Raw genomic sequence first — 25892 nt, forward strand, 5'->3', positions numbered from 1 at the left:
AAGGGTTTTTCCCCTAGTTTTGGCCGTCGAGCCCGCGGGTGGTTTCTAGGGGAAAGGTTCTTTCCTCGGGTTGTGGCGCACCGGCCGGCGGAAGTTTCTAGGGGAAAGGTTTTCTCCTCGGGTTTTGTACTCGTCCCCGCGAAGTTTGCGGGGGAGAGGTCAGGAAGTGCCGGAAAGATTCCTTCCCCTACTTTCTGCGGGCGGGGCGTCGACGGTGCGGCGCGCCGTTTCGACGGTGCGGCAGGCTGTTTCGGGAGCTGCTGGCCCGAAGTTTCTAGGGGAAAGGTTCTTTCCTCGGGTTTCGTACTCGTCCCCGCGAAGTTTCCGGGGGAGGTGTCAGGAAGTGCCGGAAAGATTGCTTCCCCTACTTTCGACGCCCCGGCTGGCAGGAGGTTTCTAGGGGAAGAATCCTTCCCCTACTTTCCGCCGGCGCGCGCCGAAACCCGAAGCCCGACGCCCGACGACCCCTCGGCGTCAGCCCTTGTTGCGCAGCAGCTTCACGGCGCCGGCGCTCGCGGCGCCCGCGGCCCCGACGACCAGTGCCGTCGACGCCCCGTACTTTGCGGCCTTGCGGGCGGTACGGAAGTCGTACATCTCCCAGCCGCGCACCTTTGCGACGTCGCGCAGGTCAGCGTCGGGATTGATCGCGACGGCGCGCCCGACCAGTGACAGCATCGGGACGTCGTTGTGTGAGTCCGAGTACGCGGTGCACCGCTTGAGGTTCAGTCCTTCGCGAATTGCCAACGCGCGCACGGCATGTGCCTTGCCCGGGCCGTGCAGGATGTCGCCGACGAGTCGTCCGGTGAACTTGCCGTCGACGCTCTCGGCGACGGTGCCGAGTGCACCGGTAAGGCCTAGGTGGTCAGCGATGGTCTGTGCCAGCTCGACCGGAGTCGCGGTGACCAGCCACACCTGCTGACCGGCGTCGAGATGGCGCTGAGCCAAAGCCCTTGTGCCAGGCCAGATCTTGTCGGCGATGTACTCGTCGTAGATCTCCTCGCCGAGTCTGGCGAGCTCGGCTGTCTCGCGACCGGCGATGAACGACAACGCCTTTTCCCGACCCTCTGCGACGTCTTGGGCGTTCTCTTTGCCCGTGATGCGGAACTTCGCCTGCGTCCACGCGAAGTCGAAGATGTCGGAGTACGAGAAGTACTTTCGCGCGGCGAGTCCGCGCGCGAAGTGCACGATCGACGCTCCCTGCACCAGCGTGTTGTCGACGTCGAAGAACGCCGCGGCGGTGAGGTCGACGTCGACGTCGGGTTCGGTTTCGCTCGGTGGCCGGGCGCGCAGCGAATCGACGGCCGCCTGCGCCGACGCCTCTCCCGCGAGGGCCTGTCGCAATTCCTGCGCGGTCTGCCGGAACCGTCCGGTGGCCGCGGTAGCTCGCTCGGAGATCCAGGTCGTGACCCGGCGGGATTCTTCGTCGTCGAACTCGTCGTCGGCATGGATCTCGTCGTCATCGTCGCCGACGGAACCGTCGACGTCGTCGGCGTGCGACTCCCAGTCCTCGCCACTGCGGACCGGCCGCGCCTCGGCATCTGCGGAATCGGACGCGCCCACGCCGCCCGAAGGGGCCTCGCTACCTGGCGTTCCGCCGTCTGAGGCGCCCTTGTGCGGAGTGTCGCCGACGTCGGACACCTCGGACCCGGAATCGGGAACCTCGCCGTTCGGCTCCTCGCCCTCAGAGGTCACGCCCACCCTCCACCTCTCACGAATGCACAACCACTCAACGAATGCCGCCTCGCTCAGGCCTGCTCACCAACAGAGTAGTCATGGTGTCAGACTGTTCTGGCACCAACGTCGAAGGAGTTCGTTCGATGTCCATCACGCTGCTAACCCGCGACGGCTGCTCGGCCTGCGAGGCCGCCCGCGCCGACCTGGATCGGATCTGCGGCGAGCTGTCCGTCGAGTTCGACATCGTCGACGTCGACGCCGCCGCGAACTCCGGCGACGTCGAGCTACGCGCCGAGTACGGCGACCGTCTGCCCGTCGTCCTGCTCGACGGCGAAGAGCACAGCTACTGGGAGGTCGACGAGCCGCGGTTGCGCGCCGACCTCGACGCCGCCAAGCGCTGAACGCCCGAGCGCGCGGCGAAACCCTGAACCCGCGAACTCCCCGAACTCCCGCCGCGGGTCGCGTGCCGAGCGTCGAAGGCCGCGTATTACGCTGATCCTTCGGTCGGGTTAGTCGAAAGTGAGTGTGCGCAATGGCTATCGGGTCGGCGTCTGATCGCATCCCCGAGCCGTCGGTGACGCGCCTGGCCACCTACCTCCACGTTCTGCGCTCCCTGGGGCAGCGGGGCATTCTGATCGCCTCCAGCGGCCAACTGGCGACCGCGGCGGGAGTCAACCCGGCCATCCTCCGCAAAGATCTGTCCCATGTCGGCGCCAACGGCGTACGCGGCGTCGGATACGACGTCGGACGCCTCACCGCCCGCATCGCGCTCGCACTGCACACCGACACCGTCCACACCGTCGTGCTCGTCGGCGCAGGCACCCTCGGTCGCCTACTCGTCGCGCACACAGCCACCGACCGCACCTTCCGGGTCGTCGCGATGTTCGACGACGATCCGGACGTCATAGGGACCGTCGTCGACGACGTGGTGGTCTCCCCGTGCGCCGGTCTCGCTTCTCTTGCGAACGATCCGTCGATCGGCCAGGTCGACATCGGGGTGATCGCCACCGGTCCTGACAAGGCACAACGCGCAGCTGACGCGTTGATCGCCGCGGGAATCCGGCAACTGCTGAACGTGACCGCCGCAACGTTGTCGACGGACTCCGATGTCGTCGTCAGACAGGTTGATCTAGCCTTGGAGTTGCAGGTGCTGACGTTCCACGCGTCACGCACCCCGTTGTCTGTCGGGGAAGATGGGCAGCAGGGCCATGTCGACCTGCCTGTGGACGTGCCGCTCAGGGCCAAGGGGCCCGGCGACGATCTGGCTGTTGACCAACTGCCGGGGGTCGGCGTCGCGGACGTGCCCAGAACAGACATACGGAGTGTGGGTCAAGGATGATGAGTGCGAGATCTGCGATGGAGACGGTGACGCGGTGAGTGTTCTGCTGTTCGGAATCAGCCATCGGAGCGCACCCGTCGACGTTCTGGAGCGACTCGCGGTCGCCGACCATGACCGGCCCAAGCTCGTCGACGACCTGCTGTCGTCGCGTGCGATCTCCGAGGCGATGCTCGTCTCCACCTGCAATCGCGTCGAGATCTACGCCGTCGTCGACGCATTCCACCCCGCACTCGAAGCCGTTGGTGACGTGCTCGGCGACCATTCCGGGCTTTCCATCAACGACCTCACCCGCCACGCGTACGTCCGCTACTCCGAGGCCGCCGTCGAGCATCTGTTCACCGTCGCCGCAGGCCTCGACTCGATCGTCGTCGGCGAGCAGCAGATCCTCGGTCAGATCCGCAACGCCTACCTCGACGCCGACGCCAACAAGACCACCGGCCGTACCCTGCACGAGCTCGCCCAGCACGCCCTGCGCGTCGGCAAGCGGGTGCACTCCGAGACCGGAATCGACCGCGCGGGGGCGTCGGTCGTGTCGGTTGCGCTGCATCGCGCCCAGCATCTGCTGCAGAAGGCGGCGCCAGAGATCGATCCCGAGCAGTCGCTGCGCAGAGCCGTAGTCATCGGCGCCGGCGCCATGGGGGGTCTTGCGACCGCCCAGTTGGCCCGTGAAGGCGTCCGCGAGCTTGTCGTGGTGAACCGGACCGTCGCCAACGCGGAGCACCTCGCAGGCAATATCGCGGCCAATCATCCCGGAGTCGCCGTGCGCGGCGTCGGATTCGACGATCTGCCTGCCGTAATGGCCTCCGCGGACGTCGTCGTCGCATGCACGGGTTCCATCGGGACCGTCGTCGGCGTCGGCGAGGTGCATTCGGCACTGGCCGCACGTACCGCTGTGCAGCCGCTGATCATCTGCGACCTGGGGCTGCCCCGCAACGTCGATCCCGCCGCGGCGCGCCTGCCCGGCGTCCACGTCATCGACATCGAGAGTCTGCGCGGCGATTCCGAGGCACAGGCCGCGCACGACGACACCGCCGCTGCCCGCTCGATCGTCGGCGGCGAGCTCTCCGACTACCTGACCCTGCAGCGTCAGGCCGAGGTCACGCCGACCGTCGCGGCGCTGCGTCAACGCGCAGCCGACGTCGTCGAGGCGGAGATTCTCCGGCTCGAGACCCGCCTGCCCGACCTCGAGGGCGCTCAGCGCGACGAGGTCGCCAAAACTGTTCGACGCGTCGTCGACAAACTGCTGCATGCCCCCACTGTCCGGGTCAAACAACTCGCGTCGACGCCCAACGGCGACCACTACGCCGAGGCGCTGCGTGAACTCTTCGAGCTCAAGCCGGGCGCTGCCGAGGCCGTCTCGGCGCCGGAGAGCGGTCTGGGCGACAAGCATGGCGTCGGCGAAACGTCGGCCGATCAGGGAGAGCGTTGAGCCCCATTCGCATCGGTACGCGAGGCTCGCTGCTCGCCCGTACCCAGTCTCAGACCATCGCCGACGCCCTGACCGCCAACGGGCATCCCGCAGAGCTGGTCATCATCAAGACGGCGGGTGACGCGTCGGCGGCCCCGGTCGCCGAGATCGGCGTCGGAGTGTTCACGACGGCCATCCGCAACGCGCTGCATGCGGGCGAAGTCGACGTCGCCGTCCACTCCTACAAGGACCTGCCGACAGCACCCGATCCGGGCCTGGTAGTCGCGGCCGTCCCGCCCCGGGAAGATCCACGAGATGCGCTGGTCAGCAGGGGTAACCTCGTACTCGGGGCGCTTCCTCCCGGCGCGACGATCGGCACGTCCTCCCCGCGAAGGGCGGCACAGCTTAAAGCATTGGGTCTCGGTTTGGAAATCCGCCCCCTAAGAGGCAACCTAGATTCTCGGTTGGGCAAAGTCGCCGGCGGCGAACTCGACGCAGTCGTTGTCGCCCGTGCCGGACTCGTCCGCATCGGCAGGGCCGAAGAGGTCACCGAAGCGTTCGATCCCGTGGTGCTGTTACCAGCACCGGCGCAGGGTGCACTGGCAGTTGAGTGCCGCTCCGACGATGCCGAACTGGTGAGAATTCTCGCCGAGTTGGACGACGAGGCCACCCGCGTGGCGGTCGACGCCGAGCGTGCGGTATTGGCGGCTCTCGAAGCCGGATGTACCGCACCGGTCGGTGCGATAGCCGAAGTGGTCGAGTCGATCGATGAGGACGGGCGCATCTTCGCCGAACTGTCGCTCCGTGCGGCGGTGGCGGCCGAGGACGGATCCGATGTGATCCGCGCTTCGGTGGTGGGTCCGGTCGACAACGCCACACAACTCGGACGAGGCCTCGCCGCCGAACTGCTGGATCTGGGAGCGGGCGAACTCGTCAACTCCTGAGCAGCAGAGAAGAACTGCAGCCCTCTCGACGAGGGCAGGAGAGTGCGAACGCATGAGCCGTACGAAGAAGGCCAATCCGGGTCGAATCCTCTTCGTGGGATCGGGTCCCGGCGATCCCGAACTGCTAACCGTGCGTGCGCGGACAGTGATCGCGAATGCGACGACCGCCTTCATCGATCCCGACGTTCCAGCAGCCGTCGTGGCGATGATCGGCTCCGCCCACCGGCAGGAGCTCGCGGAATCCGCGCGTAAGAGCACCAAGAACGACACGAAGAAGGCCGACGAGGCCACCGACGAGAACGAGTCCGACGACTCGGCGACCGCCGCGGACGACACCGTCGAGGAGCAGGACCAGATCGTCCATCCCGCACTCGGCGATCCCGCTGAGGTCGCTCGCACCCTCGTCGCCGCGGCGAAGGAGGGCGACGACGTCGTCCGCGTCGTCTCCGGTGATCCGCTGACGACCGATTCGGTGCTGTCCGAGGTCAACGCCGTCTCGCGCACCTCGGTCGCATTCGAGGTGCTGCCAGGACTGCCTGCGGCTTCCGTGGTCCCGAGCTACGCGGGCATGCCGCTGGGTTCGAGCCACACCGAGGCCGACGTCCGCGCCGAAGGCGTCGACTGGGCCGCGCTCGCCGCAGCACCGGGACCGCTGGTGCTGCACGCGACGTCGGGCCATCTGGCCGAGACCGCGAGCGCACTGACCGAGCACGGTCTCGCCCCACAGACGCCCGTCGCGATCACGATCAACGGCACCACCTGCGCACAGCGCACCATCGAGGCGACGCTGGCCACGCTCAACGAGCAGGGCAACGCGCTGAGCGGACCGCTGATCCTCACGATCGGCAAGGTCGTCAGCCAGCGCGGCAAGCTCTCCTGGTGGGAGTCGCGCGCACTCTACGGCTGGACCGTGCTGGTGCCCCGCACCAAGGACCAGGCAGGCGACATGAGCGAACGCCTCGTCAGCCACGGCGCTGTGCCCAAGGAAGTGCCGACCATCGCGGTCGAGCCGCCCCGCAGCCCTGCTCAGATGGAGCGCGCCGTCAAGGGACTCGTCGACGGTCGCTACCAGTGGGTCGTGTTCACCTCGACCAACGCGGTGCGTGCCGTGTGGGAGAAGTTCGCCGAGTTCGGACTCGACGCCCGCGCGTTCTCCGGGGTGAAGATCGCCTGCGTCGGCGAAGCGACGGCCGAGAAGGTCCGGACCTTCGGCATCAACCCCGAGTTGGTTCCGTCCGGCGAGCAGTCGAGCCTCGGACTCCTCGAAGACTTCCCGCCGTACGACGACGTCTTCGACCCGGTCGACCGAATCCTGTTGCCACGCGCCGACATTGCCACCGAGACCCTCTCGGAGGGTCTGCGCGATCGCGGTTGGGAGATCGACGACGTCACCGCGTACCGCACCGTGCGGGCAGCACCGCCGCCCGCCGAGACGCGCGAGATGATCAAGACCGGCGGATTCGACGCCGTCTGCTTCACCTCGAGCTCGACGGTCCGCAACCTGGTCGGCATCGCCGGAAAGCCGCACGCGCGCACCATCGTTGCGTGCATCGGCCCCAAGACTGCCGAGACCGCAACCGAATTCGGACTGCGCGTCGACGTTCAGCCGGAGTCGGCGTCGGTGACCGAACTGGTCGACGCCCTCGCCGAGCACGCCGCTCGCCTGCGGGCCGAGGGCGCGTTGCCTCCTCCGCGCAAGAAGTCGCGGCGGTCGCGGTCGTAGAGGTGGGGCGTATGGCACCGGTTATTCGTCCCCGCAGGTTGCGCACCACACCGGCGATGCGTCGGTTGGTCGCGCAAAACGCGCTGCGCCCAGCCGATCTCGTGCTGCCGATGTTCGTCGCCGACGGCATCGACGATCCGCGTCCGATCGGATCGATGCCCGGCGTCGTGCAGCACACGCTCGACTCGCTGCGTAAAGCGGCCGACGAAGCCGTGCGCGCGGGCGTCGGCGGGCTGATGCTCTTCGGTGTTCCCAAGGCCGAGGACAAGGACGCGATAGGGTCCGGCGCTGATGATCCGGACGGCATCCTCAATCGCGGATTGCGTGTTCTCGCAGACGATCTCGGTGATTCGACCGTGCTGATGGCCGACACCTGCCTCGACGAGTTCACCGACCACGGGCACTGCGGCGTGCTGTCCGACGACGGCCGAGTCGACAACGATGCGACGCTCGAGCGCTACGTGTCGATGTCGCTCGCGCAGGCTCGTGCCGGTGCGCACCTTCTGGGTCCGTCGGGGATGATGGACGGCCAGGTCGCCGAGATTCGTGCCGCGCTCGACGCCGAAGGTCTCACCGACACAGGCATTCTCGCGTACTCGGCGAAGTATGCGTCCGCGTTCTACGGCCCGTTCCGCGAGGCTGTCGGCTCGTCGCTGCAGGGCGATCGTCGTACCTACCAACAGGATTCGGCCAACCGCACCGAGGCGCTCCGCGAAGTGCACCTCGACCTCGACGAGGGCGCCGACATCGTGATGGTCAAGCCCGCCATGAGCTACCTCGACATCGTCCGCGACGTCGCCGAGATCTCCGACGTTCCCGTCGCGGCCTACCAGATCTCGGGCGAGTACTCGATGATCACCGCCGCCGCCGAGCGCGGCTGGATCGACCGCGACGCCGCCATCCTCGAGTCACTGACCTCGATCAAACGCGCAGGCGCCTCGATCATCCTGACGTACTGGGCGACCGAGGTCGCCGCCAAGCTGGCCTAGGCCGCTTTACCGCTGGTCGCGCGGCGCGCGCTTTCTCGCTGGTCGAGCGGGCCCGAGCGCAGCGAGGTCCCGAGTCGAGACCACACGCGCCGGCCGCCGGACCCGTCCTCGCTGGCTGGACGGCGCGGCCACAACCGCTGGTCGAGCGGGCCCGAGCGCAGCGAGGACCCGAGTCGAGACCACCTCGCGCAGCCGTCGGGTATCGGCGCCGGTCGTGGTCTGGCGTGCGTACACAATCGTGACGTCAGCGGGGGGTGATCGAAATTATTGTCGTGGCCTCGCGCTGGCGTCCGAGTTGTGTACGCGGCCGCGCTCCGCAGGTCCTCATCGCGCACCAAGCTGCGTTCATTACGCTGGAGCTATGTCGCATTTTCTCGATCCGCGTCGCGACCCCGCGTCCGCGCAGCCCGACGGGCAGAACAAGCGCCCGAAGCTGCCCGACTCGGTGGCAATCGCGTGTGAGCTGTGGATTGTCGTGGTCATCGCCAGGATAGTCACGGCCGTCGCGCAGTATCCGACCCTGCGCGACATGATGAACCAGCGAGCCTCCGACCTCCCCGCCGATACCCCGCGCGCAGAGGTAGACCTCATGACGTCCTCGGGCTTCCTGATCGCGATTACGGTGATCACCGCGGTGGTCCTGTCCGCGATCTCGTTGACCTTCGTCTGGTTTGTGCGCAAGGGATACAACTGGGCGCGGGTCCTGCTTGGTGCGATGGGAGTTTTCGTTCTCATCGACATGGCGTTCTCGCTGATCGGGGGCGTCGATCCCTGGTGGACCGGAATCCCCCTGACCATCGGTGGCATCGCTGCGCTGGGCGCGACCATCCTCTTGCTGAGACGTGAGTCCGACGCCTACTGCCGCGCGATGGCCGACTACCGCCGACCGCAAACCACGCCGCCCGGGTACCCCGCGCCTCCCGCGTACCCACCCCAGTACCCGCAGGCCCCGCCTTACTCTCAAGCTCCGCCGTACCAGCAGACACCGCCATACCAGCAGACACCGCCGTACCCGCAGGTCGCGCCTCCGTCGTACGGACAAGCACCCGACCAGCCTCCGGCCGGTGGCCAGTATCCCGACAACGCCTACTATCCCCAGAACTCGCCGACGCCGACGTCCTGGGAAGAAGAGGCGCGACTCCGGGGCTGGCAGCCGCCGACGACCACCGAGGCGGCATCACCCCAAAGCACGTCACCCCAGAGCACGTCACCCCAAAACGCAACACCCCAGACCGGATCGCTGCAGAAAGATCCGAATACAGTCGGCACGCCGTCGGGAACGGGCCACGGCGACTACGCTTCCGAAGAGGGGGACCGATCCGTCGAGGCGCGTCTCCACAGCCGCGAGAACGAGTCGACGCCGCACAGCGAGCCGTCGACAGACAGAAAGCAAAGCAGTGACCCTTCCTGACGCAAGTAAACGCCCGAAGATGGTGACCTGGGCGTATCGATGCTGGATAGCGTCCGGCGTTCTGTTGGGACTGCTCGGTGTCGTCTACATCCTGGCAGGCATCTTTGCCGACGGCCCGACGCTGCTTCCGATCGGGATCGGGATCATCGTGATCGCGGTCGGCGTGGCGTACGTGCTGCTCGGCAGCAAGGCCTACGTCGGGGATGCTCGTTGGCGCTCCTCGTTGGCGGCGCTGACGCTGGTCGTGGTGATCATGCTGGTGTTCCTCAGTTTCGGCGATCCTGCCCTGGCGTTCACGCTGCTCGCAGCAGTCATCGGACTCTTGGGATCGTTGTTCGCCTACCGGCCGGAAGCCGACGCGTGGTTCAACGCCGGCAGCCCACCCGAGTGCCCGGAGAAGTCGACGTCGGGCAAGGGTAAGTCGGGCGGCAAGGGTCGCGTCGCGAACGGCAAGAGCAGGCCGGGCGGTAATACACGCCCCGCCGAGAACCGATCGGGCGCCAACGGCGCCGCCTCCGCGCGGAACAAGCAGGACCGGAAACGGGACAGAGCGTGAGCTCTGCCGCTGACGATCCCGCCGATGGCAGCGCAGAACCCGCAGAGTCAGCGGATAGCAGCGTCGAGCCTGAAGGCGATGTCGGTAGCGAGGAATCGACCGACGGCAACAAAGCCCCCACCGACGAGTCCGAAGAAGCCGCACAACCCGAACAGACCGCAGATCTCGCCGACCCCGAGGAACCCGCCGAGCCCGAGGACCCCGCAAACCCGATCCCGGCGCCCGAGGATCGTGGCGAGACGTTGTTCGTCGAGCAGGGCGGAAGTTGGTGGGTCGTGGCGATCGGTCCGGTGCTCGCGGGTGCCGTGCTCGCGATGGACATCGCAGGCCCCGGCCGCGTGCACTGGCTGTGGATTTCGGTCCTCGGAGCGATCATCACGCTGTTCTCGATCGTCCAGGTGTATGCGGCGCGCCGTCACGTCGGCGTCGAACTGACCGAGACCACGCTGCAGCAGGGGACACTGCTGATGGCGCTCGCCGACATCGAGAAGATCTACCCGGCCAACAATGGCGCCGAACACGAGAAGTGGGAGAGCGCTCCGGCGCTCGGAGAACTCGCGGGTGTTCCGCGACGGCGCAAGGGCGTCGGCGTGAAGCTCGTCGACGGCAAGCTCGCCCAGGCGTGGGCCCGCGACGTCGAACGATTCCGGCAGGAACTCACCGAGGCGCACCTCGCGGTGCAACTCGGTGTGTCCCCGCGGGGGCCGAGCAGCTAACCCAGCCCCCGACCACTCAGTGGTTGTCGATCATCGGCGCGCCCATGAGTTCCTCGGGGATGCCGAATGCGTCGACGAGCGTCGCCGCGTGGGGACGAAGGTCTTGGCAGAGTTCATTGACGCCGCGTCGAATCGCCTTGGCGCGCTCCACGGAGATGTGGCGATGCATCATGAACCAGCCGAGGTCGGCCTCGAGGGCCGAGTAGACGAACAGATCGCACACCTTGCCGAGTACCTCGGCCGCGGCGCGTGAATCGCAGTCGTTGATGGCTTGTACGAACGCCTCCAGCACGATCCGCTCGGTGCGAGCCTGCCCGACCTTGAGCAGATGGTCCTGCGCGTTGTTGAACACCTCGAACGCATCGTTGTCGTCGTTGGTAGCTCGACGCAGACGCTGCGCGCAGGTGCGCACCAGATGGTCCTCGCGGTTGCGGAAGAGTCGAAGCTGAGTACCACGGTTGGTCAGCGCCGACTTCTCGGTGTCTTCGTCCGAACTCTCCAGGAGTGTCTGAACCACTTGTCGCGCAGCGGTTTTCTCGACGACGACGTCGCGCGCCATCGACGCGATGAACCGCACCCAACCGCCTGCCGACAGGCCTTGGACGTCGTCGGCGTAGGCCGAAAGCACTTCCTTGGCGATGAGCTGGGTGAGCACGGTGTTGTCGCCCTCGAACGTGGTGAAGACGTCGATGTCGCCGCGGATGATCGAGATCTGGTTCTCGTCGAGATAGCCTGCGCCGCCGCATGCTTCGCGAGCGACATTGATCGCGTGAGATGCGTGCCATGTCGCGTACGCCTTGAGTCCTGCGGCGTTGGCTTCGAGCTCGCGCTGGCGACCCGCCTTGGAATCGTCGGCAGAGCCGTCGGGCGATTCGGCCGGGGTGTCGGACTGCACCTCGTGAAGTTCTTCGGTGAGCTCGTTCTGTGCGAATGCGATGGCGTACGACTTCGCGATGAGCGGCAGCAGCTTTCGCTGGTGACCGAGATAGTCGAGGATGACGATCTCTTCCTCGTCGCCCGGGGCGTCGAATTGCCTGCGCACCAAGCCATATCGTGTGGCGATCGCCAACGCCTTACGCGACGCGGCTCCGGCGGTGGCCGCAACCGTGATCCGACCGCGGATGAGTGTGCCGAGCATGGTGAAGAAGCGTCGGTTGGGGTTCTCGATCGGCGACGAGTACGTGCCGTCGTCCTCGACGTCGGCATAGCGGTTGAGGAGGTTGTCCTTCGGTATGCGCACCTCGTCGAACATGATGCGTCCGTTGTCGACGCCGGGCAGTCCGCCCTTGTAGCCGCAGTCGCTCGTCGTCACACCGGGAAGGTCGTTGCCGTCGGCGTCGCGGATCGGCACCACAAAGCAGTGCACGCCATAGCTTTCCGGCTCCTGGCCGGGACCGGCAGTGATCAACTGCGCGAAAACCGATGCCATGCGGGCGTGTTCGGCAGCGCCGCCGATGTAATCCTTGCGGGCCGACGGTGTCGGCGAGTGGATCACGAATTCCTTGGTGGCTGCGTCGTACGTCGCGGTCGTCTCGAGTTCCTGCACGTTGGAACCGTGCCCGGTCTCGGTCATGGCGAAGCAGCCGAGGAGGTCGAGGCTGATGGTGTCGGCGACGTACTTCTCGTGATGCCTTGCGGTGCCGAGGTTTTCGACGGCGCCGCCGAACAGTCCCCACTGCACTCCCGCCTTGACCATCAGGGACAGGTCGGCGTAGCCGAGCATCTCGATCGCGGTGATCGACGCCCCGACGTCGCCTGTGCCGCCGTGGTCGGCGCCGAATCCGGCAGCCGCGAATCCTTCGTCGGACAGTTCGCGCATCTCCTCGAGGATGCGCGCACGCGCCTGTTCGAGAGTTCGCGACGGATCGGGAAGCAGGTCGGCGCGGTTGGCGCGTCGTCGAACTTCATCTCGGGTGGCTCGCCAGCGTCCGTCGAGTACGTAGCGCAGGTTGTCGACGAGCAGACCGCGTTCGGCTTCGGACAGTTCGCTGGTGTCGGCGACTGCCGTGTCGATGCTGGGGTCGTCGTCGGTTGCTGGCGTCGAGGGACTCTCGGTTGGGGTCGACATGAGCTCTACGTTACGGATCGATTCCGACCGTGGGGGTCGATACCCGCGAGGACAGGCTTATGACGCGCGATGAACACCGACGGCCCGGTGCTTTCCGCCTGCGAAACCGTCGACGGCAGCATGTTTGCCCGGCGCCGCGTGAGCGCTCGAATGCTGGCCGAACGGCAACAGCGGGGCGACCGCGTCGGACACCTGCTTGCTGACATCGGCGACCTGCGTCCGGAGCGTCGAGAACGGGTCTGTCGGGGCCGGACGCGTTGCCGGCTTGGCGTGAGCAACCTGTGGCGCGGCGGAGTTCGGTGCCGTCGAGGGAGCCACGCGCTCGTCGTAGCCCTGGGTGGCACGCGTGCTGCTCATCGTGACCTGGCTGCGTACCTCGACACGAGGTTGACTCGACGCCGACTTTGGCTGCGCGCCAAACGATTCCGCGATTTGATCGAGGAAATCCTGTCCGGACTCCAGCGTGACCCCGAATGCCTTCTGCAGGCCCTCGATGTTGATCGCGATGTTCTCGTTGATCTGCTTGCCGACCGCGTCCATGTTCTTGTAGAACTCCGCGGTGCTCTCGCGCAGAGCCTCCGGTGTGGTCGCGGCGCGGGCGTCGGCGAGCAATTGCTGCTGGACCTTCGGGTCCTGCCCATTGCGCACCTCGATGTAGTCGAGGCGTGACTTCTCGTCGTAGTCGGGTCGGTTGTACACCCAGTTGTGCTCGGTCTGTGGTTGCCCGAAATCGAAGAACGAGTAGTAGTTGCCGAACAGATACTGTTTCGGCAGCGAATCCGGCGCGCCCTTGATCCCGCCGAGCTGGCAGGGGAGGCAGTACGTGCCCTCGACGTTGGGGTTCAGACCGATCCACGACGCCTTGCCCAGGCGATTGAGTGCCTTGAGCCACTGGTCGGCGGTGGGCGCGGGTCGATAGCCGGTCGGGTCCTGCGTCAGCGTTTCCCAGATTGCCTTCTGCGGTCCCCACGGGTCGAGCTTGTAGTACTTGCCGGACCAATCCGGCTGGATCTCGACAACCTTGCCCTCGGGAGTGGTGTAGGTCTCGTGGTTGGGATCGATGGTGTTGCGGATCTCCGGGAAGCGATAACCCAACACCAACTGCCAGGTGGGCACCTGCCCGTACTGGTCGAAGTAGAAGACGTCCGAACACGGACCGGGGATGCCGGTGCAGTTCTCCGTCATGGGCGCGTTGGCGGCCATGGTGATCCACCACTGTTCGAAATTCGCCTGTGCGACAAGCGGAATCGGCACCATCATCAGGGTGGTGCCTTCGAGCTTCTGCTTGTCCTGCTGGTCGAACCCGATGACGTTGGTCGGGATGTAGAGCCACCAGTTACTGGAATTCTCGAGCGCTTCACTCGTCTTGTTCATGCCCTCGTACTCGACGGCAGGCATGTTGGCGATCGTCTGAAGGAGGTTCGTCGGAATGTTCGCCACGGAGTTCCCGGCGAGCCGCACGCCGTTGTCGGCGGTCACAGTCGGCACCTGAACGTCGGGGGGAGTGGGCGTATGCGACGCCAACGCCGAGACGACGCCGACTCCGACAAGTGCAGCCCCCAACGCGGTGACCGGTCGCGACCCGCCGGTCCGTCGAGACATGCTTGTGGCGTCGACGTCGGTTTTCATCAGATGCGTCCCCCCATGGAACTCCGTCTGGCTTTGAGTAGCGATTGACTGTTGTCGTGTTGTGCCCTGCCTGGCGTGAGCATCCGCGACGTTGCGACCCCCGATGCCACCTCCTTCCGGGGGTGGCGTGCACACGAGTGTGGTCCATATCGTAGGAGCACGTCAACGTCGCGGGCCTCACCCCGCGTGTCATCGATGCCAAGCAGGGAGAACACTGTGTCGTCACAGACAACCGATGTCGCTGTCACCGCGCAACTCGACGCCGAATTCGGGCGCATCGACTCCGGGACCGCCAATCGCTCGGAAATGACGCCCCTTCGCTTCCTGCAGCGCTCGGTCGAGGTGTTCGGCGATCGCACCGCCATCCGTTACGGGGCGCGTTCGGCGACCTACTCGGAGTTCGGCGACGAGGTGCAGCGCCTTGCCCGGGTCCTCGAGTCGACGATCAGGCCAGGTGAGCGGATCGCCTACCTGGCACCCAACGTGCCCGAGTTGCTCGTCGCGCACTTCGCGGTGCCGCTCGCAGGCGGAGTTCTCGTCGCACTCAACTCACGCCTTGCAGGCCCCGAACTCGTCTACATCCTCAATCACGCCGGCGTCACCACACTGTTCTTCGACGCCGAGTTCCGACACACCGTCGCTTCCATCGCCGACGAAGTTCCTGACGTGACGTCGTACGTCGAGATCACCGACCTCGAGTTCGGTCCAACGCCGAGCGACGTCGAATCGTCGGGCATCAGTGGACTTCGCTCGTACGCTGACTTTCTCGCAGGCGCCGAGGAGCTTGATTCGACGCCGCTCCCGTGGACTGTCGACGACGAAGACCGTGTCATCAGCATCAACTACACGTCGGGGACGACGGGCAAGCCCAAGGGTGTGATGTACACGCATCGGGGCGCCTACCTCAACTCGCTGGGCGAAATGCACCACAACCAATTCACCGGCAGCACAAGGTATTTGTGGACGCTCCCCATGTTCCACTGCAACGGCTGGTGCACGCCCTGGGCGGTCACCGCTGCGTCGGCGATGCACGTGTGTCTACGTCTGGTGCGCGCAGACGCGGTGTGGGACGCCATCGATGACCTCGGAGTCACGAATCTGTGCGGTGCGCCAACGGTTCTCATCACGATCGCCGGATCGCCACGCGCGCATCGCCTCGACGCGCCGCTCCGGATCACCACGGCGGGCGCACCGCCGTCTCCGACGGTGATCGCAGCGCTTGCGGCGCTCGACATCGGTGTCGTCCACGTATACGGCCTCACCGAAAGCTATGGCCCGTACACGATCTGCGAGTACCAGGAAGCCTGGGACGATCTCGACCCCGCCGACAGGGCCGCGAAACTATCGCTGCAGGGTGTCGGAATGGTTCAGGCAGAACCCGCGCGTGTCGTCGAGCGCGGCGTCGTGCCACTTGTCGACGTGCCCGCCGACGGCTCGACGATCGGTGAGATCGTGTTGCGCGGCAACAACATCATGGCCGGGTACTTCAAAGATCCCGACGCGACTCGACAAGCGTTCGAGGGTGGATGGTTTCACACCGGCGACCTCGGCGTCATGCACCCGGACGGCTACATTCAGCTCCGCGATCGAGCCAAGGACATCATCATCTCGGGCGGCGAGAACATCTCGACGATCGAGGTCGAACAAGCGCTCGTCAGCCACGACGCGGTGCTCGACGTCGCGGTCGTCGGTGTCCCCGACGAGAAGTGGGGCGAACGGGCGAGGGCGTATGTGCTCCTGAAAGAGGGGCGGTCGCTGAGCTCCGACGAGTTGATCGAGTATGCACGAACTCTGTTGGCGGGCTACAAGATTCCACGCGACATCATCTTCGCCGACGAGTTGCCGCGCACGTCGACAGGCAAGGTGCTCAAGTTCGAGCTACGCAAGAACGCCGCGAATTGACCTGCGCCGCCGATCACATCGCGTAGCGCGCGAGCAGGTCGGCGCCGACGGCAGGCGGTACGAGTTCTTCGGGGAAGACCATGGCGGGTGTCGCGAACTGGCGGGTCCTCACCACGAACATGGTCCCGAGGTGTGCGACTCCGGTGATTGCCGACGCGTGCACAGAGTTCGTCGTCGGGCCCGCCGTCAGGGTGAGGCGATCGAACGAGAACTCACTCGACATCGGCGTGCCCGCAGGAGCGAATCTCGCCCACACGGCGATGATCCGACGGTAGGCAAAGAACGGCAGCGCGAGCGTGAGCACGAGGAGTGCGCAGCCATAGATCAGTACCGAGGACGACGAGTCGTCGCTTGCCGCCATGAACGCACCGAAGACGACGAGCAGAACGCCGAACCCGCCGAAGACAGCAGCCTGGACGACGAGCTGACGGCGCAGACCGAGCAACAGGGATTTCGCCGCCCGCGACGACATGTCGGGTCCTGCGATCATCTGGCTGCGCACCACACCCGGGGGTGGAGGCGGCGTCGTCGCGTCGAAGCGGGGGATTGACGGCAAAGTGTCGGGTCCTTGCGACGACGGAACGGTCACGCGATCTCCTCTGACTGGCGAGTGGTCGTCGAAAATGTAGCCGAGAACACCCGGGTCGACGCCGTCGTCGGCCCGGGTGTCGTTCGGCTGACCAAGCGCGAGGTTCTCCGCCGACCATCGGACAATCGGTGTTCCTTTCGCACACGTCGGACGGCCGCGTGTTGGCACAACGGGATGGCCACCAGCGATACTGAATCCATGGCACCGAGTGACACAGCGGGCGGATCGGTCGATCTCCGAACCCAGGTCGTCGCGGCGTCGATCCGTCTGTTCAGCGAAAACGGCTACGAGTCGACGACGGTCGATCAGATCGCGGCCGCCGCGGGCGTGTCGCGCCGAACCCTGTTTCGACAGTTCCGGTCGAAAGAGGACATGATCTTCGCCGACCATGAGGAACTGCTGACCGACGTGGCCGCGCAACTCGCCGACAGCGACGACGTCGACCCGCCGACTGCGGTGTGCGCAGCAGCCGAGCTGGTGTTCACGCACTTTCACAACACCCGTGACCTGGCGGTTCGACGCATGGACGTCGTATCTAAGGTGCCGACTCTGCGCGAGCGCGAGTTGGTTACGACGTATCGGTACCAGCGGGTTTTCGAGGAGTATCTGCGCAGTCGGCTACCCGACGAGTCGCCGGTCGACATCGTCGCGTTCGCCGCAGCGATCACCTCGGCGCACAACTACCTGCTGCGGTCGATGATCCGCGGCGACGCGGACGCGACGCTCGGTCGGTTGCGTCGAGACCTCGAACGGATTCGGATGGCCCTCGGTGCCAGCGGACGACCCGAGGTAGCTGTGATCACCTTCCCCGCAGGCGCGTCGGCACTCGAAATCTCGCGGGCGGTCAGCGAAAAGATCGGCTCGACGATCCCCGACTCCGGCACCTGACACTCTCCGATCGCCTGATCGGATGAATACGAGCGGGTCGCGAGTGATTCAAGCGCGAAATGGTCGCTGAAGTGCCATGATGTGGTCCGTGGTCGGCGTTGCCTGCCATGTGCTGTAGGTGGCGCGGCACCCGGGGGAGCAGTTTCGAGGAGTCTCCGTGAGTGTTCAGACTCAGCGGTACTCGCACGCGCTGCGTCGGGCGTGGATGGCGCCCGACGGTTACGACGCCGTGGTTGCGTCGATCAAATCCAGCGGGATGGGCGCACTTGTGCGCGGCTGCGTCGGCATGAGCGTTGTGCTCGTGGCGATCGGCGCAATGCTGTTGCTCGCGGTCGATGGTGGACCTGACACCACCATCGCACGAGCGGTCCTCGTCGCCGACAACGTGATTGCCCTGATCATCGGGATCAGTTGGCTGATCGCTCCGTCCTGGCCGTCGCGTCGGGGCTCTCTCATTCGCGTCTACGCGATGTGCATGTTGTACGGACTCTCGCTGTTCGTGATCGGGATGCCGCTCGTCGGGTTGGTCGGCTCATGTGCGTATGCGGCACTGGCCGCGTATGTCTCGCTTTTCCACAGTGTCCGACATCTGGCGGTGATCCTGGTTGTCGCGGGCGTGTTCATCTCCGTGCTGTATGCGCTGGTTGTCGTCGATCATCACGCGATGCTCGGTCTATTCATCTGCATGATCGCGGCGGTCACGATCGTCACCGTTCCGTTCGGCCAGCAGGTGGCGGTACTCGTCTTGCGCGACGACGCCGCCGAGTCCGACCATGACCCGCTCACCCGCGCGCTCAATCGGCGGGGTCTCGAGCGCCGATTCGACCTGCTCATTCGCGATCTCTCCACCGAAGTCGAACGCCGCGCGATCTTCATCGCCATCGACCTGGACAACTTCAAACGCATCAACGACACGTTCGGCCACGGCACCGGAGACAGAATTCTCTGCGACGTCGTACGTGCGATCGGGGACGTCGTCTCGCCGCGTGCCCTGGTGGCTCGGACCGGCGGGGAGGAATTCGCCGTCGTGTGTCCGCAGCCTTCGCTCACACGAGTGGAGCAGATCGGCGATCTGATACGGCAAGCGATCGCACAGTCGTCGCCGCAGTACGACGTGCGCGCGAGCGTCGGGCTGTGTCTGGTGACGCTCTGGCCGACATCGACGGTGTCGTCGAGCGCCGACGTGCTCTGCGCTGCGCTCAGCTCGTCGGATGCGGCGATGTACCGCGCGAAGCGCGCGGGCGGTGATCGCGTCGAATGGACGTAAGGGTGGCACCGAGTGTCGACAATGGGCTTGGAGGGCGAGTAATATGACACTCAGTGTCGCGTTCATGGGAACGCATCATCATCCTAAAATCATGTCATCGTTGACTGAATGAGGAGGCTCTCATGGGGTATGCCAACCCCGATTTCGATCTATTCCAGCTGCCAGAAGAGCATCTCGCGCTCCGCGAGGCGATTCGAGCACTCGCGCTCAAGGAAATTGAGCCGCACGCGGCAGACGTAGACGAGCGTTCACGATTCCCCGAAGAAGCGCTGAAGGCGCTGACGACCTCGGGGTTCAACGCGATCCACGTACCTGAGCAGTACGGGGGCCAGGGTGCAGACTCGGTGGCCGCATGCATCGTGATCGAAGAGGTGGCCCGAGTGGACGCTTCTGCTTCGCTGATCCCGGCGGTGAACAAGCTCGGCACGATGGGCCTGATCCTCAACGGATCGGAAGAGCTCAAGCAGCAGGTCCTGCCTTCCATTGCCTCCGGCGAAGCCATGGCGTCGTACGCCCTGTCGGAGCGTGAGGCCGGTTCTGACGCAGCGGCGATGAAGACGCGTGCGCGCAAGGACGGCGACAACTGGGTCATCAACGGCACCAAGTGTTGGATCACCAATGGCGGCAAGTCCACCTGGTACACCGTCATGGCGGTCACTGACCCCGACATGGGTGCTCACGGAATCTCGGCGTTCATGGTGCACAAGGACGATCCGGGTTTCACGGTCGGGCCGCTTGAAAAGAAGCTGGGCATCAAGGGTTCGCCCACCGCGGAGCTGTACTTCGAAGACTGCACCATCCCCGCCGACCGCATCATCGGCGAGCCCGGTACCGGCTTCAAGACGGCACTCGAGACCCTCGACCACACCCGCCCGACGATCGGCGCGCAAGCCGTGGGTATCGCACAGGGTGCCCTCGACCAGGCCATCGAATACACAAAGCAGCGTCGCCAGTTCGACCGCCCGATCAGCACGTTCCAGGGCGTCGAGTTCATGATCGCCGACATGGCGATGAACATCATGGCAGCGCGCCTGATGGTCTACACCTCGGCCGCTCGCGCAGAGCGCGGCGAGAAGAACCTCGGCTTCATCAGCTCGGCATCGAAGTGCTTTGCCTCCGATGTCGCGATGCAGGTCACCACCGACGCCGTGCAGCTGTTCGGCGGCGCGGGCTACACGCGCGACTTCCCGGTCGAGCGCATGATGCGCGACGCCAAGATCACGCAGATCTACGAGGGCACCAACCAGATCCAGCGCGTCGTGATGAGCCGCGCGCTGCTGCGCTGACCTCCAATCTCGTTCGGCTACAACAGAATCAACGACGACGCCCCGCTCGGTTCGTGAGCGGGGCGTCGTCGTATCAGTGTCGTCAGCCTGCGTAGGCCGGTTGGAACAGCAGGTTGGCGCGCTGTGCCTTGGCGGCGTCGCGGAAGTTCTTCATCGCGCGCGGCATGTGGAAGTTATTGGTGACGACCACCGCTCCGGTGGCGCCCAGCGACTTGAGCATGCGGACAGTGAACTCGGCGTTCTGGACTGTCGAGGTCGACGCCGACTCGTTCACCATCTGCCACATCGGGACCCCGCGATGGATCAGGCCGATGTTCATGAACTGCGCTTCGGACACAGGCAGCCACCAGGTGTCGCCGCCGGACACGATCACACGGTTGAAGGGATGGGTGCGCGCAAGCCGGGCACCGACATTCATGCGCTGCTGCAGGATCGCGGGCGGCTGCCCCAACACCCCCTGCTTTGCGCCGAGCACCACGATGTATCGAGTCGGCGGACTCTGCCACAGGAACACACTGTTGGCGCTCAACAGGTCTGAGCTGCCGAGATCTACGCTGCCCGCGTTGATGTCGGCGTGGGCAGGAGCAGCGGCGACCGCGCCGCCCGCGAGAGCTGTCGTCAGGGCCAGCAGCACCGCGGCGCTACGCAGTCGGAGATCTGTTCGTAGACGCATGCGGCCATCCTACGGAGAAGGTTGTACGCGCTAAAGGCCACAAGGATCACTTCAGCAACAATTCTCACGAATGTAACGTTGCGATTGGGCGTGTCGACTGCGCGTTGCGTAGTGCCCACTCGACGCTCGGGAGCGTCGAGTGGGCGTCTCGTAGTGCCGAGTGGGCGCTTGAGATTGCCGAGTGGGCGTCCCGTAGTGCCGAGTGGGCGCTCGAGAGTGTCGACTGGGCGCTTGAGAGTGCCGAGTGGGCGTTGCGTCGTGCCGAGTAGGCGTAGCCAGGGGGCGTCGACTTGGACGCGCCAGAAATCGGATGGATCTAATCGCACTATCTCTGCGTCCAAGCACCATGACTCCATTTGATGCATCACCCGTAGATTCGCCTGAGGTCGTGAAGCGCAGGGCAACGCTCAGCGTCACCGGTATCAGCGCCAGCGAGTTCGACTCGACGTTCCGTCGACTTCGTGGCAGCGGCTACATACTCAAGTCGACGCTCATGACGGCTCGACAACGAATCGTCGCCGTTGCGCAGCAGGCTCAGGGCGACGTCGTGGTCGCTGGCATGGCAGCACTGATCATGCACGGAAGTGTTTGGTACGACGAGGATTTCACCATCGAGCTGATCCGCGGCACGAGCTGCTCCGGCCGACCCGCGAAGGGATCCGTCACTCATCGCCTCGACCTCGACCCTGCAGACATCGTGACCATCGACGGAATCAAGGTCACGAGCGCGATCAGGACGGCCTTCGACATCGGCCGCATTCGGTTCGCGTCACGCGCGCTCGGATACCTCGACGCCCTGGCACGCGCTACCGACCTCGACGTCGCCGCGCTGGAAAAGTACACAGCTACGCAGAAGGGTAGGCGCAACGTGGTGCAACTGCGGCGACTGATACCGCTGATCGACAGCCGAATCGAGTCGCCCACCGAGGCATGGCTGCTCTTGACCATTCTGGAGGGCGGACTACCGGCGCCCGACCTCCAGATCGAGGTTCGCGACGGAACAGGGGAGATCTACGCGCGCATCGACATGGGATACGAGGCACTCAAGATCGGCATCGAGTACGACGGCGAGTACCACACCAGGCCTGGTCAGCAGGTTCGCGACGCCGAACGTCGCGCACGGCTGCACGACGACGGATGGCTGATGATCTACGTCGACAAGGCCAAGCTCCGCGACAACCCGTACGCCGTCCTAGCCGAGATCCGACAGGCGCTTCACCGGCGAGGTGCGTATTTCGACTAGACCGGAGCGCCCAGTCGGCACGACGAGGCGCCCGGTCGACGCTCTCGAGCGCCCAGTCAACGGTCTGGAGCGCCCAGTCGACGCTCTGGGGCGCCCAGTCGACGCTCTGGGGCGCCCAGTCGGCACGACGAGCCGCCCAGTCGACCTCAGAGCGCGACGTACTTCGTGGTCAGGTACTCGTCGATGCCCTCGGAGCCGCCCTCGCGGCCGATGCCCGACTGCTTCACGCCGCCGAAGGGTGCTGCGACGTCGGAGATCACGCCGCGGTTGACCCCGACCATCCCGACGTCGAGCTTCGACGCGACGCGCATGCTGCGGTCGAGGTCGCGGGTGAAGAAGTAGCCGGCGAGGCCGTACACGGTGGAGTTGGCTGCGGCGATCGCCTCGTCCTCGGAGTCGAAGGTGCTGATCACCGCGACGGGGCCGAAGATCTCGTCGCGGGTGACGGGCGCGTACGCGTCGACCTGATCAATCACCGTCGCGGGGTAGAAGTACCCCTTCCCCTCGGGAGCCTTGCCGCCAAGGCGAACCCGACCACCATGTGCGACAGCACTTTCCACCGCTGCGGCGACCTTGTCGCGCTGCGCTGCGGTGACGAGCGGTCCGAGCGTCACGCCCTCCTCGTAGCCGGGTCCGAGTCGTACCGCCGACATCTTCTCGATCAACTTGTCGGTGAACTCCTCTGCAACCCCGGACTGGACCAGGAAGCGGTTCGCCGCGGTGCATGCCTCGCCGCCGTTGCGCATCTTCGCGAGAAACGCGCCTTCGACAGCCTTGTCGATGTCGGCGTCGTCGAATACGACGAACGGTGCGTTGCCGCCTAGTTCCATCGATGTCCGCTGCACCCGCTCTGCGGCCTGTGCCATCAGATTTCGACCCACCGGCGTCGAACCGGTGAAGCTGATCTTACGGATCCGGTCGTCGCTGATGATGGCCGACGCGACGCCGCGCGCGTCAGTGGTCGGCAGCACCGACAACACGCCCGCAGGCAGTCCTGCTTCGGCGAAGATCTCGGCCAGTGCCAGCATGGTCAAAGGTGTCTCGTGTGCTGGCTTGACCAGCATGACATTGCCGGCAGCCAATGCCGGGCCGATTTTGCGCGTGCCCATCGCCAGCGGGAAGTTCCACGGCGTGATCGCGAGCGACGGTCCAATAGGACCGTGGCTCACCAGGATTCGACCGGTGCCCGCCGGTGACTGCGTGCAGCGACCGTCGATCCGGACAGCCTCTTCGGCGAACCAGCGCAGAAACTCGTTGCCGTACTTGGTCTCCGAAAGGCTATCCGGCAGTGCGCGACCCAGTTCGAGCGTCATGAGCATGGCAAGGCTGTCGGCCCGGTCGGCGACCAATTCGAAAGCGCTACGCAGGATCTCGCCACGCTCGCGTGCAGGCGTCGCCGCCCATGAATCCGCGACGGCGACAGCGCGGTCGAGTGCGTGCACGGCGTCGTCGACGCTGGCGTCGGCAACCGCGGTCAGCGTCTCCTCGGTGGCCGGGTTGATGACGTCGAATGTCTTGCCGCCCTTGGCCTCGACCTCCTTGCCGTCGATCCAGAGGCCGGTAGGTATTCCGTCGAGTACGGCCTGCGGGTCAAGCACCTGGGTGCTGGTCATGCGAGTTCCCTTCGTGATGGCAGTGAGTCGGGGGCGACGCCTCGACGTCGAGAGAGGGGTTGCGATCGAAGAAGCCGAATGGCTTGAGCCAGAACGACACCGTGTCGGCCGGCATCACCGGCCAGTCCTCTGGACGGGTGATGTGATGGATTCCGAACGTGTACCACAGCACGACGTCGGTGTTCTCGATCGGTCGATTTGCCTTGGTCCACTCGCCGAGTCCGGTGTCGCGCTCGGACTGATTGACGAATTCGCCTGCGGGCCAACGCTCGTCGGGATGGTTCGGGGTCACCCAGAGCGAGTGTCCCATGACGGTTGCACGCTGGAAGATCGGCGACGCGGGGTCGAACATCGCCGGGAACGCGCCTGTCGGAACCAGCTTGTACGCGGGATTCAGGCCCAACGCTGTTGTCTTGTTGGGATTGGCGATCTTCCACGATTTCTGCGTCGCGAAGTTGGGGTCCTGCATGCCTTCCGACTCGGTCAGCAGCGGCGTGTTCCGTTGCACCAGGCCGAGACCGAGCGGATTGTCGGGGCCCATCGGCTCGACGAGAGTCTCGCTGGCGTAGACCGTGTTGTCGGACCCGTCGATGTCGAGATCCATTCGCGCAACGAGGAAATGCTGGTGGAACGGAGCGTACGTGCGGTTATCGACCGTCGTGCCGTGCGGATTCGACGTCAGGCCCGGCGGCATTGGTGTGGTCACCATGATGCCGGTGGCGCGTACCTCGCACTCGATGTTGCCGTCTTGATAGAAGCGCCAGTAGACGAGGTACTCGTAATTGGCAACTGTGACATGGAAACTCACCGTCAACCGACGCATACGACGCACCTCTGCGCCCGCGTCGTGATCGACGTGCTTCCACAGCACGGCGTTGTCTTCCTCGTGTATGCAGATCGCGTTCGTGATGGTGTACGGCTCGCCCGCACTGTTGTGCAGTGTGGCGTCGAGGTATCGGATCTCGCCGAGGCAGTCACAACCCAGCTCGAGCGACGTCGTCATGAAGCCGAGGCCCCACTCGCCGATGTCGAAAGCCGTACGGCGGTAATGGTCTTCGCTCGGATCGCGGTAGGGGACGACCATCTCGGCGAAGGAGAGACGATGCGCGATCTTGCGCACGTTCCCGCCGTCGTCGTAGGTGACGGTGTGCAGGGTCATGCCCTCGCGATAGTTGAAACCCACACGCAGCGACCACTTCTGCCACGTGAGCTGATTGCCGTCGAGCGTGAACGACGGCCCGTCGGGCTGGGTGATCTCCAGTGGCTTGAGCTCGGGCCGGTTGAAGGTGTCCCGAATGCGTTGTGGGATATGGCGCGGAACGTACTCGCCCATCACTTCCGGCTGGTCGAATCCGCCGGTGTCCTCGATGCGTAGCAGTTCCATCGTGTTCACGTCGATCACACAGTGCAGCCCCGACACCGGGTTCGCATACGGGTTGGAGCCCTCACTGTTGCGCACCCAGGTGTCCGACCAGCCGAGGCGTCGACCGCGGTACTCGTCGGGGATGACCGCGCCACCATAGGTCCACGTATCCATGAAAACGCCGTCCAGATCGGTGATCCCGCGTCGAGCCAGCGCCGCCTGGACGTCGGGGTGCGCGCGCAGGACGCGGTCGCATTCCTCGAACTCGTCGACGGTGAAGTTCGCCTGGACGTCGGGAATCAGCTCGAACGAGTCGACGCTGCCACCCGAGATCGACACGAACGACTTGTACGTCGTGTTCTCTCCTGTGTTGAAGCAGACGACCACCGCTCGACGCGGCGGAAGCGTGCCGTCGGCGTCGAATGCGGCGAGTTCGGTCTTGGTCGGCTCCGCGAGTTCGATTGACGCATAGCGCCAACCGTCGCCGACGCCCTGCTCGCTACCGAGTAGGGCTGTGACGGAACGGAATTCGTCGGCGGTCAGCGGATCGAGGGGATGCGGTTGGTCCAGGGGATGCGGGGACACGACTCTCCTTAGTGATCTGGCAACGA

General features: G+C 65.4%; 21 protein-coding genes. 14 read left to right on the top strand and 7 right to left on the bottom strand.

Features of this window, described 5'->3' with window-relative positions; all coding sequences use genetic code 11:
- Positions 1-474: 474 nt before the first annotated feature.
- Positions 475-1560 (bottom strand): HAD family hydrolase, encoded by a 1086-nt coding sequence (locus ABW18_RS20070; protein ID WP_082937919.1) that lies wholly within the window; start codon positions 1558-1560, stop codon positions 475-477.
- A 257-nt stretch (positions 1561-1817) separates the two neighbouring features.
- On the opposite strand from ABW18_RS20070, the gene ABW18_RS20075 reads away from it, so the two are divergent.
- The 9 genes from ABW18_RS20075 (at position 1818) to ABW18_RS20115 (ending at position 10760) form a co-directional block, all read left to right on the top strand.
- A complete protein-coding gene (locus tag ABW18_RS20075; protein ID WP_049700770.1) occupies positions 1818-2075 on the top strand; it encodes a glutaredoxin family protein in 258 nt (85 codons plus the stop codon).
- Positions 2076-2206: 131 nt separating this feature from the next.
- A complete protein-coding gene (locus tag ABW18_RS20080) occupies positions 2207-3013 on the top strand; it encodes a redox-sensing transcriptional repressor Rex (protein WP_049700771.1) in 807 nt (268 codons plus the stop codon).
- A 34-nt stretch (positions 3014-3047) separates the two neighbouring features.
- The gene (locus ABW18_RS20085; RefSeq protein WP_049700853.1) at positions 3048-4442 is read left to right on the top strand and encodes a glutamyl-tRNA reductase; all 1395 of its coding nucleotides are present in this window, start codon (positions 3048-3050) and stop codon (positions 4440-4442) included.
- On the top strand, positions 4439-5365 hold the full coding sequence (hemC, locus tag ABW18_RS20090) for a hydroxymethylbilane synthase (RefSeq protein WP_049700772.1): 927 nt from the start codon (positions 4439-4441) through the stop codon (positions 5363-5365). Before ABW18_RS20085 ends, hemC begins: the two co-directional genes overlap by 4 nt.
- 52 nt (positions 5366-5417) lie before the next feature.
- Entirely contained in the window at positions 5418-7088 is a 1671-nt protein-coding gene (locus ABW18_RS20095; RefSeq protein WP_049700773.1) for a bifunctional uroporphyrinogen-III C-methyltransferase/uroporphyrinogen-III synthase, read from the top strand.
- A gap of 11 nt (positions 7089-7099) precedes the next feature.
- Positions 7100-8077 (top strand): porphobilinogen synthase, encoded by a 978-nt coding sequence (hemB, locus tag ABW18_RS20100; protein WP_049700774.1) that lies wholly within the window; start codon positions 7100-7102, stop codon positions 8075-8077.
- A gap of 361 nt (positions 8078-8438) precedes the next feature.
- Entirely contained in the window at positions 8439-9488 is a 1050-nt protein-coding gene (locus ABW18_RS20105; protein WP_049700775.1) for a DUF998 domain-containing protein, read from the top strand.
- Positions 9475-10044 carry a hypothetical protein gene (locus tag ABW18_RS20110; protein WP_082937907.1) on the top strand — a complete coding sequence of 190 codons (570 nt, stop codon included), beginning with the start codon at positions 9475-9477 and terminating at the stop codon, positions 10042-10044. Before ABW18_RS20105 ends, ABW18_RS20110 begins: the two co-directional genes overlap by 14 nt.
- Positions 10041-10760 (top strand): hypothetical protein, encoded by a 720-nt coding sequence (locus ABW18_RS20115; protein WP_049700777.1) that lies wholly within the window; start codon positions 10041-10043, stop codon positions 10758-10760. The genes ABW18_RS20110 and ABW18_RS20115 overlap by 4 nt, the downstream gene beginning before the upstream one ends.
- A 16-nt stretch (positions 10761-10776) precedes the next feature.
- On the opposite strand, the gene ABW18_RS20120 is transcribed toward ABW18_RS20115, so the two are convergent.
- Both ABW18_RS20120 and ABW18_RS20125 read right to left on the bottom strand, forming a co-directional pair.
- Positions 10777-12828, bottom strand: a complete 2052-nt coding sequence (locus ABW18_RS20120; protein WP_049700778.1) for an acyl-CoA dehydrogenase family protein — start codon at positions 12826-12828, stop codon at positions 10777-10779.
- A 57-nt stretch (positions 12829-12885) separates the two neighbouring features.
- On the bottom strand, positions 12886-14457 hold the full coding sequence (locus ABW18_RS20125) for a hypothetical protein (RefSeq protein ID WP_064866542.1): 1572 nt from the start codon (positions 14455-14457) through the stop codon (positions 12886-12888).
- 216 nt (positions 14458-14673) lie between these two features.
- Here ABW18_RS20125 and ABW18_RS20130 point away from each other — a divergent pair, with 216 nt between their 5' ends.
- Complete coding sequence (locus ABW18_RS20130; RefSeq protein ID WP_416259122.1) at positions 14674-16359, top strand: AMP-binding protein; 1686 nt, start codon at positions 14674-14676, stop codon at positions 16357-16359.
- A 13-nt stretch (positions 16360-16372) separates the two neighbouring features.
- On the opposite strand, the gene ABW18_RS20135 is transcribed toward ABW18_RS20130, so the two are convergent.
- Entirely contained in the window at positions 16373-16948 is a 576-nt protein-coding gene (locus tag ABW18_RS20135; RefSeq protein WP_231894150.1) for a hypothetical protein, read from the bottom strand.
- A gap of 198 nt (positions 16949-17146) precedes the next feature.
- Between ABW18_RS20135 and ABW18_RS20140 the strand changes: the two genes are divergently transcribed.
- The 3 genes from ABW18_RS20140 to ABW18_RS20150 all read left to right on the top strand — a co-directional run bounded on the left by ABW18_RS20140 (position 17147) and on the right by ABW18_RS20150 (position 20389).
- Positions 17147-17836: a TetR/AcrR family transcriptional regulator gene (locus tag ABW18_RS20140; RefSeq protein ID WP_049700857.1), complete on the top strand. Its 690-nt coding sequence runs from the start codon at positions 17147-17149 to the stop codon at positions 17834-17836.
- Positions 17837-17993: 157 nt separating this feature from the next.
- Complete coding sequence (locus ABW18_RS20145; protein ID WP_064866540.1) at positions 17994-19103, top strand: GGDEF domain-containing protein; 1110 nt, start codon at positions 17994-17996, stop codon at positions 19101-19103.
- Between the two features lie 122 nt (positions 19104-19225).
- Positions 19226-20389 (top strand): acyl-CoA dehydrogenase, encoded by a 1164-nt coding sequence (locus tag ABW18_RS20150; protein WP_049700780.1) that lies wholly within the window; start codon positions 19226-19228, stop codon positions 20387-20389.
- Positions 20390-20471: 82 nt separating this feature from the next.
- On the opposite strand, the gene ABW18_RS20155 is transcribed toward ABW18_RS20150, so the two are convergent.
- A complete protein-coding gene (locus ABW18_RS20155; protein ID WP_049700781.1) occupies positions 20472-21062 on the bottom strand; it encodes a YdcF family protein in 591 nt (196 codons plus the stop codon).
- Positions 21063-21450: 388 nt separating this feature from the next.
- On the opposite strand from ABW18_RS20155, the gene ABW18_RS20160 reads away from it, so the two are divergent.
- On the top strand, positions 21451-22305 hold the full coding sequence (locus tag ABW18_RS20160) for an endonuclease domain-containing protein (protein ID WP_231894151.1): 855 nt from the start codon (positions 21451-21453) through the stop codon (positions 22303-22305).
- Positions 22306-22451: 146 nt separating this feature from the next.
- Here the strand turns inward: ABW18_RS20160 and ABW18_RS20165 are convergent, their stop codons facing one another.
- Entirely contained in the window at positions 22452-23918 is a 1467-nt protein-coding gene (locus ABW18_RS20165; RefSeq protein ID WP_049700782.1) for an NAD-dependent succinate-semialdehyde dehydrogenase, read from the bottom strand.
- Positions 23896-25866: a primary-amine oxidase gene (locus ABW18_RS20170; protein ID WP_197494495.1), complete on the bottom strand. Its 1971-nt coding sequence runs from the start codon at positions 25864-25866 to the stop codon at positions 23896-23898. Before ABW18_RS20170 ends, ABW18_RS20165 begins: the two co-directional genes overlap by 23 nt.
- Positions 25867-25892: the final 26 nt, after the last annotated feature.

It is taken from the genome of Gordonia jacobaea (genome assembly GCF_001186365.1).
GTDB classification, from domain to species: domain Bacteria; phylum Actinomycetota; class Actinomycetes; order Mycobacteriales; family Mycobacteriaceae; genus Gordonia; species Gordonia jacobaea.

What these genes read in the sequence shown, in the direction of transcription:
- ABW18_RS20075 (WP_049700770.1), top strand. Translation starts at nt 1,818, where the DNA reads ATGTCCATCACGCTGCTAACCCGCGACGGCTGCTCGGCCTGCGAGGCC.
- ABW18_RS20080 (WP_049700771.1), top strand. Translation starts at nt 2,207, where the DNA reads ATGGCTATCGGGTCGGCGTCTGATCGCATCCCCGAGCCGTCGGTGACG.
- ABW18_RS20095 (WP_049700773.1), top strand. Translation starts at nt 5,418, where the DNA reads ATGAGCCGTACGAAGAAGGCCAATCCGGGTCGAATCCTCTTCGTGGGA.
- hemB (WP_049700774.1), top strand. Translation starts at nt 7,100, where the DNA reads ATGGCACCGGTTATTCGTCCCCGCAGGTTGCGCACCACACCGGCGATG.
- ABW18_RS20105 (WP_049700775.1), top strand. Translation starts at nt 8,439, where the DNA reads ATGTCGCATTTTCTCGATCCGCGTCGCGACCCCGCGTCCGCGCAGCCC.
- ABW18_RS20120 (WP_049700778.1), bottom strand. Translation starts at nt 12,828, where the DNA reads ATGTCGACCCCAACCGAGAGTCCCTCGACGCCAGCAACCGACGACGAC.
- ABW18_RS20125 (WP_064866542.1), bottom strand. Translation starts at nt 14,457, where the DNA reads ATGAAAACCGACGTCGACGCCACAAGCATGTCTCGACGGACCGGCGGG.
- ABW18_RS20140 (WP_049700857.1), top strand. Translation starts at nt 17,147, where the DNA reads ATGGCACCGAGTGACACAGCGGGCGGATCGGTCGATCTCCGAACCCAG.
- ABW18_RS20150 (WP_049700780.1), top strand. Translation starts at nt 19,226, where the DNA reads ATGGGGTATGCCAACCCCGATTTCGATCTATTCCAGCTGCCAGAAGAG.
- ABW18_RS20155 (WP_049700781.1), bottom strand. Translation starts at nt 21,062, where the DNA reads ATGCGTCTACGAACAGATCTCCGACTGCGTAGCGCCGCGGTGCTGCTG.
- ABW18_RS20165 (WP_049700782.1), bottom strand. Translation starts at nt 23,918, where the DNA reads ATGACCAGCACCCAGGTGCTTGACCCGCAGGCCGTACTCGACGGAATA.